Origin of the sequence: Moraxella canis (assembly GCF_034424565.1) — a bacterium.
Taxonomy (GTDB): domain Bacteria; phylum Pseudomonadota; class Gammaproteobacteria; order Pseudomonadales; family Moraxellaceae; genus Moraxella; species Moraxella canis.
Genome location: NZ_CP139961.1, coordinates 317,677 through 332,121 on the forward strand (window position 1 = coordinate 317,677; position 14,445 = coordinate 332,121).

A 14,445-nucleotide genomic window follows, 5' to 3' on the forward strand; every position below is an offset into this window, starting at 1 on the left:
TTATCGGCTTTACTAAATAATTCTTCAAGTTTTTTCATGGAAATTACAACCAAGCTCATCTGCGTCATCAAAATGACTAAATCGCCTATTTTAACGCAACCGAGCTAAAAATCACAGCATTAATTATGTTTAGCTTAAATTTTCTGAAGACTCTTCAGTCATCACTCAAGGTCTGCCAAATTTAGCCAAAGCCTGACCCAACAGATCGCCAGTTTGCCCAATCAGATGTGCGACGCTACTGCCAAGCTGCTCAGCTAAGCCAATTTTCTCTGCCAAAGTCGGCTTGCTGCGCGAATGTAATAAATACGCTTCGTGTGTTTTTAGCTTATCAAGCAAATAGGCATCTGAAGTGCCAATCTCATCAATCAGCCCAAGCTCTAGAGCGTCTTCACCGAACCACACTTCGCCTGTCGCGACGCGCTCAAGATCCAACCGAGGACGATGTTTATTAATAAAACCTTTAAATAACTCATGAATGCGCTCAATGTCGGCTTGGTGCTTAGCGCGATCTTCGTCGTCGTTTTCCCCAAAAATCGTCACAGTACGCTTATATTCACCTGCTGTGAACTGCTCAAATTGCACATCGTGTTTTTTCAAAAATTCATGAAAATTAGGCAGCTGACTGATCACACCGATAGAGCCAATCACCGAAAAATCACTGGCAATGAGTTTATCGGCGGTACAAGCCATCATATAGCCACCACTGGCAGCGATCTTATCGACACAGATGGTGAGTTTTAATCCTGCTTCTTTGATGCGTACAAGCTGTGCGGCAGCCAAGCCATAAGCATGCACTTGACCACCGCCGCTTTCAAGACGCACCACCACTTCATCACCCTGATTAGCGACGCTGATGATGGCACTGATCTCTTCACGCAAGTGAGCGACAGCGCTTGCCTTAATATCACCGTCAAAATCAAGGACATAAATCGATTTTTGCTTTGTACGCTCATCGGTGGACTGCTCGCGTTTTTTATCTAATTTTTTAACATCTTTAAATAATTCGCACAGCTTATCTTTGAGCTTATGCGAGGCATCATCATGATCAGACTGAATGGTTTCGATTCTTTTTTTAGTATCTTTTTGAACTTTATTCAGATGGGTGATGCGTAGTTCAATGGGTTTTTTTGAAATATGTAACATAATTTTCCTTAAATATCTCAATCAATCAAAGCGTATTTGATGATAAATGGGGAAAAAATACCCAATTTAAACACCCAACACCACTTAATTACAAAAATCGCACAAACCAGCTAAGCCAGGATTGATCATCGCTCAATTAAGTGTCTTTTTTGATTTTATTTTTTAGACCCACACCGCGCAAGCGACCGCGTCCGTCCACATCACGCACGATGAGCGACCAAGTTTCATTGAGATACACTTCATCGCCCTTGACAGGCTCGGTCTTAAAATATTGCATCATAAATTCTTCGACGGTTTGATTTTTGGCTTCGGTTAATTTATTCACCAAATCTTCATCAACCCCAGCCAATGCCCCAACCGGTGGCGGTACGGTAAATACATCAAAGGCACTGGCGACAGGTCTTGGTAAGCGGCTTGATGAATTGGCGGCAAGTGAGCGCGTCGCCAAATTATAAAACGGCAAATCAGCAATGCGCGCATGGGGAGACAGCAGCCAATCGCCATAAAATTCGCTGTTTTTTTGATATTGGGTGGCAGAGTTATTAAAAATCTTGGCAATGCTCGGCGCATCATCACCGCGCATGGCATACCAAACCACATCGCCCATCTTTAAGATCGTATCTTCATTGACATTGACAAGCTTATCATGGCGCACCAACGCAAATAAAGACAAGGCTTGCGCATCAAATTTGGTAGAAATCGCTTGAGGATGGCGACCGATGGCAAACGCGCCCTGCTTGACTTCAAATTCGTATAATGTAATATTTGCCTGATCTCCCACCCAAATTTCGTGCTCAGCTTTTGGCTCGTTATTCGTTGGCACCCAAACACGAAATAAACGAGACATCAGCGGAATGGTCGCTCCTTGCACCAATAAGGATAAAATCACCACGCCAAAAGTAATATTAAAAGCCAAGTCAGCGCCAGGTACCGCCATCGTCACTGGGATGATTGCAAGCGTAATCGGCACCGCTCCGCGCAAGCCCACCCAAGAAATAAAACTGATCTCACGCATGCCAAAACGAAACGGTAATAATGAGCTAAATACTGCGATCGGACGCGCCACAAATAATAAAAAGATAAAGATCAGCAGTGAATAATGAATTACTTCTAAGATGCTTGAGGGCTGCACCAACAAACCAAGCACCACAAATAGCACCGCTTGCGACAGCCAAGCAAAACTGTCCATCACGCGCAGCACATGCTCTGTGGCGCGCACTTTGGTATTACCGATCACCACGCCTGCCAAATACACCGCCAAAAATCCAGAACCGCCCAAAAGGTTTGTCATACCAAAGACGATCAAACCAGCAGATAAAATCAAAATGGCGTACATGCCATCTGCCAAGTGGACTTTTGGCAGCATCTTGGATAATGCCCAACCTGCCAACAGCCCAAGCACCAAACCAATGCCAATTTGACTGATGAGCATAAAGATGATATCGCCAATGCCCTGACTGGTCGGATCAAGATTTAAGGCGATCATCGCCGTGACTAATAAAATCGCCAATGGATCGTTCGCGCCTGATTCAATCTCAAGCGTGGCTTGGACACGGTCGTTGAGCTTGACGCCGCCGTTTCGCAACAGACTAAATACTGCCGCTGCATCGGTCGAACCCACAATGGCAGCCATCAATACGCCCAGCCGCCAATCCACATCCAAAAGCCAAGTCGCAAAAATGCCTGTCACCAACACCGTCGCTAATACGCCCCAGCTTGCCAAAGTGACCGCAGGCTTAAGCCCCACGCGAAACGAGCGCATCGAAGTACGCAGACCGCCATCTAACAAGATACACGCAAGCGCCGCCTGACCGATGAAGTTTGCCAAATTATATTCAGCAAATTCAATCCCCAAAATACCTTCTTCGCCCGCCAACATGCCCACGCCCAAAAAAAACAACAGCAAAGGCACGCCCAAACGCGCTGACAGCGTGCTCGTCATGATACTGGCAAATATCAATAATGAAGCAACGACATATAAAATATTTAAGGTGACCATCGATAATTTACAATCCTAACTAAGGCGACTCATTTACCGCAAATACAACAAGTTTCAATATCAGTGATTGGCTTAAATTTTAAATCCATTCAAACTTGCGCCATCAAATTACTCAAATCCTATCATAGCTACCCGTCAGATGCCATAAAAAATCTTGAAAAAATTGCCATTTTTTATGCAAAATATAAATGGTTAAGATTTGAAAATTTGATAAGTAATAAATTTTTACTGTATTTTTATTCTATATAAGTGGACTGTATGAGCAGATAAAAACATGCTTGCTTTTTTTATCGCTCACTTCATCAATCAACCTAACACAGTAAAGCCAATCATCACTAAAATCAGTCAAAACCGCTTCCAAAAACAATAAATTTTCTTGCGGCAATACTTGCACGAAAGCCAATTAAAAGGCATAATGTAGCGTTTTAAACTCTTATTAATTTAACATTTTTCGCAACCGTATGAATGCGGTAGCACTGTTTTTAGGGCAAAATTATGATGCGTAGCACATACTGCGGTCAGGTGACCGAAGAGCTGATTGACCAAACCATTACCATTGCAGGCTGGGTACATCGTCGCCGCGACCATGGCGGGGTGATCTTCTTGGATATGCGTGACCGTGAAGGCTTGCTGCAAGTGGTGATCGATCCTGATACGCCTGAAGCTTTTGCTACCGCCGATGCCGCTCGCTCAGAATATTTGCTGAAGATTACAGGACGCGTGCGCCGCCGCTATGAAGGCACCGAAAATCCGAACATGGTCAGCGGTCAGGTTGAGCTGCTCGGTAAAGAAATTGAACTGATTGCCAAAGCGGACACGCCGCCATTTCCACTGAACGACGATAACATCACCGTCTCAGAAGAGCTTCGCTTAAAGTATCGTTTCTTAGATATGCGCCGCCCTGAGATGCAAGAGCGTATGAAATTCCGCGCCAAAGCCACTTCAACCATTCGCCGCTATTTGGACGATCATGGATTTTTGGATGTCGAAACACCCGTATTGACGCGCGCAACACCTGAAGGTGCGCGTGACTATTTGGTGCCATCGCGTACGCGTCAAGGCAACTTCTTCGCCCTACCCCAATCACCACAGCTATTTAAGCAGCTGTTGATGGTGGCAGGTTTTGATCGCTACTACCAAATCGCCAAATGCTTCCGCGATGAAGATTTACGCGCTGACCGTCAGCCTGAATTTACCCAAGTGGATATTGAAACATCATTTTTATCAGATGAAGAAATCATGGACATCGCCGAAGGCTTGACCAAAGATTTGTTCAAAACCATGCTTGATGTTGAGTTTGATACTTTCCCGCGCATGACCTATGCAGATGCCATGCGTGACTATGCCTCGGATAAGCCAGATTTGCGTATTCCTTTGAAACTTGTCGATGTCGCTGATATCATGCAAGATGTTGAATTTAAAGTATTTTCAGGACCAGCACAAGACCCTAAAGGTCGCGTCGTGGCACTGCGCATTCCTGGTGGCGGCGAGATGAGCCGTAAGCAAATTGATGAATACACCAAATTTGTCGGCATCTATGGTGCGCGTGGATTGGCATATATCAAGGTCAATGATGCCACCAACATCAATAACGGCGTCGATAAAGATTCTGGTCTGCAATCCCCTATCATCAAAAACATGACCGACGAGGTCTTGGTTGAGCTGATTAAGCGTACCGATGCCCAAACTGGCGATATCATTTTCTTTGGTGCCGATAAAGCCAAAATCGTCAATGACGCTATGGGCGCGCTGCGTGTCAAGATCGGTACTGATCTAAACTTATTTACCTGTGAGTGGGCGCCACTTTGGGTCGTTGATTTCCCAATGTTTGAAGAAACCGACGATGGTAAATGGACATCTGTTCACCATCCTTTCACACGCCCTAAAGGGTCGGTTGAAGAGCTGAAACAAAATCCTGAAACCGCTCTATCCATCGCTTATGATATGGTGCTAAATGGGACGGAAATTGGCGGTGGCTCACTGCGTATTAATACAGTCGAGATGCAAGAGGCGGTCTTCGATGCGCTAGGTATCTCAAAAGAAGAAGCTGAGCTTAAATTTAAATTCTTGATGGATGCACTGCGTTTTGGTGCGCCGCCGCATGGTGGCTTGGCATTTGGTTTGGATCGCCTGATCATGCTGATGGTCGGCGCAAGCTCAATCCGTGATGTCATCGCTTTCCCAAAAACTAAAACTGCTGACTGCCCATTGACCGAAGCACCTGCCGAAGTGGATAATCGCCAATTGCGCGATTTGGGCATTCGCATTCGCGAAAAACAAAAAGCAGAATAATCAGTGCTTGGCTTTTTAAGATATGTACCGCTGTCAGTCCTGCGTGGATTGGCAGCGTGTGCGTCTTATATTGCCTATCATTGTCAGCTTAGCATTTATCGCAGTATCCAAGCCAATTTAATCTTGGTTCACCCTCAGATGCCGGACAAGCAGCGGCAAAAACTGACCAAACAAATTCTCAAAAACCAGCTCATCAGCACGGTAGATAGCTTTAAAACTTGGGCAATGCCGCCAAAGTGGTCTGTGAGACAAATTAAACAAGTCCATCATGAAGACATTTTAACCAAAGCCCTTGCCAATCCCAATGGCATGCTTGCAATCGTGCCTCATATTGGGACTTGGGAGATGATGAATGCTTGGTTAAATACGTTTGGCTCTCCAACCATCATGTATAAGCCCATGAAAAATGCGGCGGTAGATCGCTTTGTTTTACAAGGGCGCGAACGGCTTAATGCCAGTCTGGTGCCTACGGATGCCAGCGGTGTTAAGGCAATTTTTAAAACACTCAAAGAAGGTGGCTTTAGTATCATATTGCCCGATCATGTGCCTGATGTGTCAGGTGGTGAGATCGTCCCCTTTTTTGGGATTGAGACCATCACCAGTACGCTAGCCCCAAAGCTTGCCGCAAAAACTGGCTGTGCTTTGGTTGGTTTAAGCTGTATAAAACGTGAGCATGGCGATGGTTTTGAAGTGTTTTGTTATGAGCTAAACGATGAGCGCCTGTATTCAAAGGACACCAAAATTGCAACCGCAGCCCTCAACCGAGCGATGGAGCAAATGATTTATCCGCATTTTTTGCATTATATGTGGGGCTATCGTCGGTTCAAACACACACCACTGGCAAATAATCCTTATTTACTTAATAAAGATGAGCTAAAAAATATCGCCATCGAGCTTCAAGCTGCACCTAAGGATAGTTATGAGTGACACAAATTATATCATCTGTATGAAATGGGGTACCAAATACGGTGCTGAATATGTTAATCGCTTGTATAATATGGTCAAGCGCAATATGACTTTGCCATTTACCATGGTTTGCCTGACTGACGATGCGACTGGCATTCGAGAAGAAGTCGTCTGCCACCCCATTCCAGAGCTGAACTTACCGAGCAATACCCCAGAGCGCGGCTGGAAAAAACTTACCACCTTTAAGCCTGATTTATATGGGCTAAAAGGTACGGCACTGTTTTTGGATATTGATATCGTTATCATTGATAATATTGATGCTTTTTTTACTCATAAAGCCGAACATGACGACAGTGTCATGATCATCCGTGACTGGAAAAAGCCTTGGCGCATGGTAGGTAACAGTTCGGTGTATCGTTTCAAAGTGGGGTATAACACATATCCACATTTGCTTGAATACTTCGAGCAAAATTTTGAAAAAATCCGCAAAGAAGTTCGCCACGAACAGGCATTTTTGTCAAATTATCTGAGAGAGCATCATCATTTGGAATATTGGGATCCATCTTGGTGCGTCAGCTTTAAATACCACTGCCTACAAAAAATTCCTTTGGCATATTTTGTACCACCAAAAAAACCTGCCAATGCCAAAATTGTGATCTTCCATGGGGAGATTAACCCACCTGATGCCATCACGGGTGGTGGCGGCAAATGGTATCGGCATGTGCTGCCTAGCGACTGGATCAAAGAAGCGTGGCAATGAGGCATCAATACGGTGGCTGGCGCATTGACGCCTCAATCATCCAACCTTATTTGGCAAGCTTACGCACTTCGGTAATGGTCTTGCCGCCCAATCCATAATTATCCATATCAACTTCATCGATGACGACGACAGTAGTGGCAGGATTTTTATTCAAAACGCGCGCAAGCAGTTCGGTCACGCCTTCGATGATCTGCTGCTTTTGCTCAGTAGTGGGTGCTTCGCTGCCCCCTGTGACTTTGACATTGACATACGGCATATCGCCCTCCTGTGTTGATGTTGTTCAAGAATAAAGTTTTTGATTAAGAATTTAATGCATTTGAAATCCTACAGCTAACCGTTTTTCCAAGCAATGAGCGCACCCAAGCTCAGCGCACAGGCTGCTAAGACTAGCGAAGCTTGAAAATCATGTGTCCACTGATAAAGTTTTGCTGAAATTAGCGGACCAATGATCTGTCCTGCGCTGTATGAGACCGTCACAATGGCGATGAGATTTTTACCGCTGTCCTTAGCCAGCTGCTGTGCGATCGGCATCACCAAAGTGACCGTACCCATAAACCCACCTCCAACAAGCACAGCGCTTAGCACATATCCCCAAGTATTAGGCAAAATTAAAGGCAGGGTCACGCCCAGCGCTTGCATCGCCATATTCAAAGTCAGACTTGCGCGACTACCTAAACGCTGACGCAATAGATACCAAATAAAACAAGACGGGATCACACTCAAGCCAAATGCCGCCCAAATATGACCAATATTAGCCTTAGGCAGCGCCATTTGAACCAGCAGTGGCAGATAAGTGGCTGTGACGATATAACCAAATCCTGCCAATCCATACACCCCAATCAAGGCATTGGCGCTGATGGGCGTATCTGGCTGCTGGGCTGCGGCTTGATCTGCCTGCCCAAAGCGCCTGTCAAAAAATAGCCCATGTAAGACGCTCATCATCACCAAAACTGCCACTGCACCCAGCATCAGCCACATCATCGGTGAGCACCATCCTTGACCGACCGCCCAAACCACGCTTTCCGCCGATAGCGCAATGCCCAAGCCCACACCAGCATACATCATGGGCGCAGCTTGCGGCAGATGACGCTGCCCCAAAAGCCACATCGAAGTTGATACGATCCCCAGCGCGCTGAGCACACCAGCCAACAGACGCACAAAAATAATACCAAAGCTTGACTGCACAAAATATAAAGCCGCCAAGCCAATCGCTGTGCCAAGCAACGCAACAAATGCCATTTGGTGCGCTTTGGACGGCTTAATCCGCACCGCCATCAAAGCCCCGATCAAATAACCCACATAATTTGCCGAAGCTGCCAAGCTGCCCTGCTCAATGCTTAAAATTCGCTCACTCACCATATACGGATATAAAGCGGTATAAGCAAAACGCCCAAAACCCATCACGACAGCAAGCACGAATGCTGCTTCAATGCCATTTTTGAGTGCTTGACGAGAGATCATAACAATAATTTATATGAAATGTAAACTCATTGTATTTCATCAATAATAAACATACAAATCATTTTCATCATTTTTTAAATTTATAATTAGATGATATTGACTTGTCGCTAAGTTTAATTGATGATTTATAAAAAAGTCGCGTAATTAAAGATATTTAAAATAAAAAACCTTCTGCAAAGCAAAAGGTTTTTTATTTGGTTAAATCTGCCGATAAACTTCCTCAAAAGGCACACGAAAACGCTCACCCCAAACCCCTTTTTCGGTGCGGTAGCCACATGAGATGATCATATTGACTTCGGCATCTTCGGGTAAATTGAGTAAATTATTAACCATTTTACTGTCAAAGCCTTCCATCGGACAAGTATCAGCCCCTGCTGCACTCATGGCAAGCATGAAAGTTTGGGCAGCCAAGGCACAGCTTTTATGCACCATGATCCGCACATCGGTAGCAGAGACACGGTCATATACAGGCTTGAATTTTTGGATGGCTGAAAATGCTGCGCTGCGCAAACTTGGCACGCCAAATGTCTTTCGATAAATCGTTGGCATCAGCACGCCATAATATTTCTCCATGCGCTTAATGCGCGATGCTTGACGCTCAGGCGGACTATAGGTCTTGATATTATTTCGCTCAAAAGACAGTACCGATTTGGCTCTTTGGGCATATTTATCTTGGCGCGTCACAAAAACGACCATTTGGGCGGCACTGGTAGCCGCTTGCTGTGACAGGCAAGCTTTGGCAAGCTTTTTGAGCATATCGGCATCAGTAATGTGATAAAATTCGTACAGCTGCATATTTGAGCTACTGGGCGACAGCTGCGCAAGCTTTAGGCAATCGACCACCAATGCTGGGTCTAGCACCCGACTTGAATCATAATCTCGCACCGCACGGCGATGATCAACAACGGCTTTAAAATCCATATACCACCCATTGAGTTGTGAGTAAATTAACGCTTAAACATATCCGCTTGGCGATTTTTCTTAACATATTCAATCATGCAATCGCGCAGTAGCTGACTTGCAGTACGATTATTATCTCGCGCCGCTTGCTTGAACTGCTCGACCAAATGCTTGTCTACGCGCATGTTAAAAGTGGTCTGCTCGCTTTGTTTCATGAAAATCTCCAAGGCTTTGATTATAAAAGAGTTAAATCGCACAATTTAGCATAATTGCCTTCATTTTGCAATGACTGGGGCTATACACCATCTATATGAGCCATAAAAATATGAGTCATAAAAAAATCGCCCCCAATCAGTGGAGCGATTTATGGAACCAATCAAAAATCAGAGTCTAAACTGCGGTAATAACGCAGGTATGCCTGGGAACATACCAACGGCAGCCATGACAGAGCAAAGCACGATAAATCCTACCAATGGGATGACCACTCGACCTGATAAACCAAGCTCGACGCTGCGCTGCTTGTCCCCAATCAAACCCAAATTATCCAGCATCATTGTCAATGACCAGCCAAAGACTGGATTCACCAGTGCAGACGCAAATACTACAATCGCCGCCGACTGCGTGGTCTTACCCTTACGCGTCATCTCCATGCCTGCTTCAAGTAGCGGCACGAACACCGCAACAATCAGCGCAACTGACAACACAGGCTGCCAAATTGCCAAATCCATCGGATAACCCCAAATACTCGCAACGATACAAAAAACTGCGGTCAATACAGCGCCAGCAGGAATCGGACGCTTGGCGATCGCCGCAGGTACAATATAAGTCCCCCATGATGACGCAAAGTTTGCACCACCTAGGATCGAGCCTGCTGCTTGACGAGTGGCAGCGCTGATCATGGTATCGTCGATATTCATGTGCGTGCGCTCAGTATTGGGTGGATAGCTGATTTTTTGAAATACTTGATGACCCAAAAAGTCAGGCGACCACATCGCAACAGCAAGCACCGCAAAAGGGAACACTACGATGAACGCTTTTAAGTCTGGCAATCCCATCGTCCAGCCAGTGTCCTCGCCCCACCAGTACATTGGGTTTAGCGGCGGCAATCCAGGCTCAGTCTTAAACTCAAATGGCGCACCTAAAGCAAATGCAATCAACCCAGCCAAGGCACAGCCAATCGGTACAGCCAGCCATCTTTTTTGCCAATGCTCAAGCAAGGCATACATCACAATCGTTGCAATGATGATGATAAATGCCAAATGCGGCAGTCCAATTGACTCAGACCACGCCATCATGTTTTTGACTTGAGCGGTCAATCCCACAAAGCCCAAATACAGCAAAAGCCCCCCAGCCACACCGTTACTGGTCAGCTTAGCAAGCAATGAGCCGCCCTTAAATAATCCAAGTAATATTCCAAATACACCAATCAAAAGACCAAAAGCCAATGGATGACCACCTGCTGCCACCACCAGTGGAATCAGCGGAATCAAGGGTCCATGTGTTCCAGCCAAATTCGCTGTCGGCAATAAAAATCCCGACAACAGCAGCACAAATACCGCCGCAATCAACATCTCATAACGCACGTTTTCCAAAACAAACGCCTCGCCAAGCCCTAACGGCGCAGCAAATGCAGCCGCCATCGCGCCCACCATCACAATCTTACCGATGGTACCTGCCATCGCAGGGATGGTGTCTTCTAATTCAAAGCGGTAATCACGAAAAGGTAGGTTTGCACGCCAGCGACGCGGTTTCATGATTTGTAATTCGTGCTTGAGATAATCATCACGCGTCTCAAAACTTGAGCTAGGACGATGCAGTTCGCGGTATGATTTGTTTAAGATATCATCATCGGTGACCGGATTTGAATCACTCACAATATTCTCCTTATTATTGCTATTGATTAAATTCGTCTGCTGCTGCAGTTCTTTGGTCTTATTCTAAATTGATCGCGTGGGATTATAGCTTGCTTTAATATTTCTGTCATGTATTATTTTATGAATTTTATAACTTTAAAAGAAAAACTGATGTATTTTGCAAAAATGGCATAAAGTGTAGTTATCATTGGTATTAAGCGGCATGTTTATGCAAATTTTGTATAATTATATAGACAATTTAAATTATCATGTCAGCCATTCAAGGATTTGGCTGCTTAGTTTTGCCAAATTATGATAAAATACACATTATTTTTAGTATCATAAATTATGACTCAAGTCACCTATCCATGCCCAATCTGTCAGACGCCGACCACATGGTCTGACAACCCAAACCGCCCATTTTGTTCAAAGCGCTGTAAGCTCATTGATTTGGGTGCGTGGGCATCTGATGAGTATTCAATTACAGGCGACGAGCTGTCATTGCCTGAGCATGATGAATCATCAGAATATTAAATTCATCTTTAAATTAAAGACATTAAGGACGCTTCATGAACAGTCACATCATGCCCACCTATGCCCGCCAGCCCATCAGCTTTGTGCGTGGCGAAGGCTCATACCTATACACTGAAGATGGTACGGCTTATTTGGATGCCTTGACCGGCATTGCCGTATGCGGTCTTGGGCACTGCCACCCTGCCATCACTCAAGCCATCACAGAGCAGGCTTCTAGTTTGGTGCATACCAGCAACCTATTTGGCATTGACTGGCAAGAAAAGGCGGCAGATAAGCTGTGCCAAGCTGCCGGCATGCAGCAGGTGTTTTTTGCCAATTCCGGTGCTGAAGCCAATGAATGCGCCTTAAAGATCGCTCGTCTTTATGCGCACAATCAAGGTAAAGCCAAGCCTAAAGTCATTGTGATGGAAAACTCATTTCATGGGCGTACGCTTTTGACAGTCTCTGCTACCGCCAATCCTAAGGCGCGTGCTGGCTTTTATACACTTGATGATGAATTTGTGCGCGTGCCTTTTGGGGAGGCTGATGCAGTGGCGGCACTGTCTGGCGATCCAGACATCTGTGCGGTGCTCGTTGAGCCGATTCAGGGTGAAGGCGGCTTACACACACCCCCTGATGATTATTTAGAAAAACTGTCAAAAATTTGCAACGACAACAACTGGCTTTTGATGCTCGATGAGGTTCAAACGGGCAATGGTCGCACGGGCAAATATTTTGCTTATCAATATTCAAGCATCACACCTGATGTGCTGACTACCGCCAAAGGCTTGGGTAACGGCTTTCCGATTGGTGCTTGTATGGTTAACAATAAAGCCGTTGGGCTATTTGGTGCAGGCTCGCATGGCTCAACCTATGGCGGTACGCCGCTTGGCAGCCGCGTAGTATGCGCCGTTTATGACGTGCTTGATGAGGTGATCATGGATAATGCACGCACCCAAGGCGATACCATTCGCGCGCATATTGTGGATAAATTTGGCGCACAAGGGGTCAGCGCACGAGGACGCGGGATGATGATTGGCTTTGCCATGCCAAAAGAGATCGATCTCACCGAGGCTGTCAATATCGCTCGCGATCAGCACCACTTGATCATCAATGTCACAGGCGGCAATGTCATTCGTTTGTTACCAGCATTGAATTTATCAAAACAAGATACCGCTTTGCTCATTGATAAAATGACTGATTTTTTGGCGGGGTTATTCAATCAATCTTATTGAAGTTTGAATATGAGTGATGCCATGCCAAACATCCAAACCATCCAAAGTTACCCAATGACAAACTCAGCCGACGATACGCCCAGCATTTTATTTGACGTGCCTGCCAGCCGCCTAAACTACGCTCAGCAGCAGCGCATCACAAGGCTGTGTATCCGCTGTGCGCTCCTGCTGATGCAATATGGCGCAGAATCGGTCGTGGTGGTCGATTTGACCAAGCGGCTTGGGGTAGCGCTTGGAATTGATGGCGTGGAGTGTGGTTTGTCCTTTAATGCAGTCACACTGACCACTTTATATCAAGGTCGCTGCATTACAACGGTTAGAAACACCATTCATCAAGGCATCAATGTCAGCATTTTGGTTCAAATTCAGCAGATCATCCTAAAAGCCGAGCTAGATCAGCACAGTCGGCAAGCGCCGCCATCACCCGATGCACAAGACGCGCTGATTGATGGCATTGAGCAAGATTTTGACCACATGAATCGCACCAGTTATCCAAATAACTTGATGTCATTTTTTGTGGGTCTGTCTTGTGCAAGCTTCGCTTACTTAAATGGCGGTACGCTGATGATGTCATTGATCACTTTGATTGCAAGTTTTGTGGCAATGCGTATGCGTGTTTATCTTTTAGCGAAGCATTTTAATCCATTTGTTGTAGTGATTATCACAGCTTTTACGGCAACTTTATTGGCGGCATCGGCATATTTTTTGGATTTGGGCGTCAATGCTGATATTGCTGTTGCAGCCAGTGTCTTACTGCTGGTTCCTGGCTTTCCCATCATTAATGCCTTATCGGATATTCTAAAAGGCTATATGAACATGGGTGTGGGTCGATGGATGTTTGCCACCATGCTCACCTTGTCGGCTTGTGTGGGGATTGTGATTACTTTAATTTTTCTTCAGATTCCACACTGGGGGCTGTGATGGATTGGCTTGAAATTCTCCAAAAAATCCTGCTATCTTGCATTATCACAGTAGGCTGGTGCTTGATGTTCACGCTACCTAAGCGCTACATCATTCACTGCATCATGGTGACGGCGCTTGGCTTTGGTCTTAAGCAAATCATGGTCGCCTTTGGGGTGCATTTGGCGGTCTCGACTTTTTTTGGGGCGATGGCAGGCAGCTTTTTGGGCGTGCATTTTGCACAGCGCTATGGTCTGCCGCCCAAAGCTCTGATCGTGCCTAGCCTGATCTGTATGATGCCAGGGATCGCCGCCTATAAGGCAATGGTCAGCATGGTACAAATCGGCTATTTTGGGTTTAGTATGGATCTATTTATTGTCATGATGAGCCACTTTTTTGATGCGATCTTTGTCATTTCAGCGTTAGTATTGGGATTGTCCATTCCTGGCATTTTATTTTATCGTCGTAAGCCGATTGTCTGAT

General features: G+C 45.5%; 14 protein-coding genes. 7 read left to right on the forward strand and 7 right to left on the reverse strand.

Annotated elements, in window-relative coordinates; translation table 11 throughout:
* Nucleotides 1-165: 165 nt before the first annotated feature.
* A complete protein-coding gene (sohB, locus tag U0021_RS01370; RefSeq protein ID WP_114800497.1) occupies nucleotides 166-1,143 on the reverse strand; it encodes a protease SohB in 978 nt (325 codons plus the stop codon).
* Between the two features lie 136 nt (nucleotides 1,144-1,279).
* Entirely contained in the window at nucleotides 1,280-3,142 is a 1,863-nt protein-coding gene (locus tag U0021_RS01375) for a potassium/proton antiporter (protein ID WP_114800498.1), read from the reverse strand.
* A gap of 495 nt (nucleotides 3,143-3,637) precedes the next feature.
* Here U0021_RS01375 and aspS point away from each other — a divergent pair, with 495 nt between their 5' ends.
* From aspS to U0021_RS01390, 3 genes are read left to right on the forward strand one after another with little or no spacing between them, the layout of a single operon-like run.
* Nucleotides 3,638-5,434, forward strand: a complete 1,797-nt coding sequence (aspS, locus tag U0021_RS01380; protein ID WP_049235773.1) for an aspartate--tRNA ligase — start codon at nucleotides 3,638-3,640, stop codon at nucleotides 5,432-5,434.
* A gap of 3 nt (nucleotides 5,435-5,437) precedes the next feature.
* Nucleotides 5,438-6,361 carry a lysophospholipid acyltransferase family protein gene (locus U0021_RS01385; protein ID WP_114800499.1) on the forward strand — a complete coding sequence of 308 codons (924 nt, stop codon included), beginning with the start codon at nucleotides 5,438-5,440 and terminating at the stop codon, nucleotides 6,359-6,361.
* Nucleotides 6,354-7,100, forward strand: coding sequence for a glycosyltransferase (locus tag U0021_RS01390; RefSeq protein ID WP_114800500.1), 747 nt, complete (start codon nucleotides 6,354-6,356; stop codon nucleotides 7,098-7,100). Before U0021_RS01385 ends, U0021_RS01390 begins: the two co-directional genes overlap by 8 nt.
* Before the next feature lie 46 nt (nucleotides 7,101-7,146).
* Here U0021_RS01390 and U0021_RS01395 read toward each other — a convergent pair whose 3' ends face one another.
* The 5 genes from U0021_RS01395 to U0021_RS01415 all read right to left on the reverse strand — a co-directional run bounded on the left by U0021_RS01395 (nucleotide 7,147) and on the right by U0021_RS01415 (nucleotide 11,335).
* Complete coding sequence (locus U0021_RS01395; RefSeq protein WP_064610821.1) at nucleotides 7,147-7,356, reverse strand: tautomerase family protein; 210 nt, start codon at nucleotides 7,354-7,356, stop codon at nucleotides 7,147-7,149.
* Nucleotides 7,357-7,430: 74 nt separating this feature from the next.
* On the reverse strand, nucleotides 7,431-8,561 hold the full coding sequence (locus tag U0021_RS01400) for a YbfB/YjiJ family MFS transporter (RefSeq protein ID WP_114800501.1): 1,131 nt from the start codon (nucleotides 8,559-8,561) through the stop codon (nucleotides 7,431-7,433).
* 198 nt (nucleotides 8,562-8,759) lie between these two features.
* Nucleotides 8,760-9,482: a nitroreductase family protein gene (locus U0021_RS01405; protein WP_114800502.1), complete on the reverse strand. Its 723-nt coding sequence runs from the start codon at nucleotides 9,480-9,482 to the stop codon at nucleotides 8,760-8,762.
* Between the two features lie 26 nt (nucleotides 9,483-9,508).
* Nucleotides 9,509-9,676: a hypothetical protein gene (locus U0021_RS01410; protein ID WP_167366915.1), complete on the reverse strand. Its 168-nt coding sequence runs from the start codon at nucleotides 9,674-9,676 to the stop codon at nucleotides 9,509-9,511.
* A gap of 168 nt (nucleotides 9,677-9,844) precedes the next feature.
* On the reverse strand, nucleotides 9,845-11,335 hold the full coding sequence (locus tag U0021_RS01415; RefSeq protein ID WP_078255700.1) for a DUF3360 family protein: 1,491 nt from the start codon (nucleotides 11,333-11,335) through the stop codon (nucleotides 9,845-9,847).
* Between the two features lie 327 nt (nucleotides 11,336-11,662).
* On the opposite strand from U0021_RS01415, the gene U0021_RS01420 reads away from it, so the two are divergent.
* Genes U0021_RS01420 through U0021_RS01435 form a run of 4 tightly spaced genes read left to right on the forward strand, consistent with a single transcriptional unit; the run spans nucleotide 11,663 to nucleotide 14,444 of the window.
* Entirely contained in the window at nucleotides 11,663-11,848 is a 186-nt protein-coding gene (locus U0021_RS01420) for a DNA gyrase inhibitor YacG (protein WP_114800503.1), read from the forward strand.
* 35 nt (nucleotides 11,849-11,883) lie between these two features.
* The gene (locus U0021_RS01425; RefSeq protein WP_114800504.1) at nucleotides 11,884-13,062 is read left to right on the forward strand and encodes an aspartate aminotransferase family protein; all 1,179 of its coding nucleotides are present in this window, start codon (nucleotides 11,884-11,886) and stop codon (nucleotides 13,060-13,062) included.
* A gap of 21 nt (nucleotides 13,063-13,083) precedes the next feature.
* The gene (locus U0021_RS01430) at nucleotides 13,084-13,983 is read left to right on the forward strand and encodes a threonine/serine exporter family protein (protein WP_114800517.1); all 900 of its coding nucleotides are present in this window, start codon (nucleotides 13,084-13,086) and stop codon (nucleotides 13,981-13,983) included.
* On the forward strand, nucleotides 13,983-14,444 hold the full coding sequence (locus U0021_RS01435; RefSeq protein WP_114800505.1) for a threonine/serine exporter family protein: 462 nt from the start codon (nucleotides 13,983-13,985) through the stop codon (nucleotides 14,442-14,444). Before U0021_RS01430 ends, U0021_RS01435 begins: the two co-directional genes overlap by 1 nt.
* Nucleotide 14,445 lies beyond the last annotated feature (1 nt).

Excerpts from the sequence above, each read along its gene's own strand:
- aspS (WP_049235773.1), top strand. The coding sequence starts at position 3,638 with ATGATGCGTAGCACATACTGCGGTCAGGTGACCGAAGAGCTGATTGAC.
- U0021_RS01405 (WP_114800502.1), bottom strand. The coding sequence starts at position 9,482 with ATGGATTTTAAAGCCGTTGTTGATCATCGCCGTGCGGTGCGAGATTAT.
- U0021_RS01435 (WP_114800505.1), top strand. The coding sequence starts at position 13,983 with ATGGATTGGCTTGAAATTCTCCAAAAAATCCTGCTATCTTGCATTATC.
- U0021_RS01430 (WP_114800517.1), top strand. The coding sequence starts at position 13,084 with ATGCCAAACATCCAAACCATCCAAAGTTACCCAATGACAAACTCAGCC.
- U0021_RS01425 (WP_114800504.1), top strand. The coding sequence starts at position 11,884 with ATGAACAGTCACATCATGCCCACCTATGCCCGCCAGCCCATCAGCTTT.
- U0021_RS01395 (WP_064610821.1), bottom strand. The coding sequence starts at position 7,356 with ATGCCGTATGTCAATGTCAAAGTCACAGGGGGCAGCGAAGCACCCACT.
- U0021_RS01390 (WP_114800500.1), top strand. The coding sequence starts at position 6,354 with ATGAGTGACACAAATTATATCATCTGTATGAAATGGGGTACCAAATAC.
- U0021_RS01400 (WP_114800501.1), bottom strand. The coding sequence starts at position 8,561 with ATGATCTCTCGTCAAGCACTCAAAAATGGCATTGAAGCAGCATTCGTG.
- U0021_RS01375 (WP_114800498.1), bottom strand. The coding sequence starts at position 3,142 with ATGGTCACCTTAAATATTTTATATGTCGTTGCTTCATTATTGATATTT.
- sohB (WP_114800497.1), bottom strand. The coding sequence starts at position 1,143 with ATGTTACATATTTCAAAAAAACCCATTGAACTACGCATCACCCATCTG.
- U0021_RS01420 (WP_114800503.1), top strand. The coding sequence starts at position 11,663 with ATGACTCAAGTCACCTATCCATGCCCAATCTGTCAGACGCCGACCACA.
- U0021_RS01410 (WP_167366915.1), bottom strand. The coding sequence starts at position 9,676 with ATGAAACAAAGCGAGCAGACCACTTTTAACATGCGCGTAGACAAGCAT.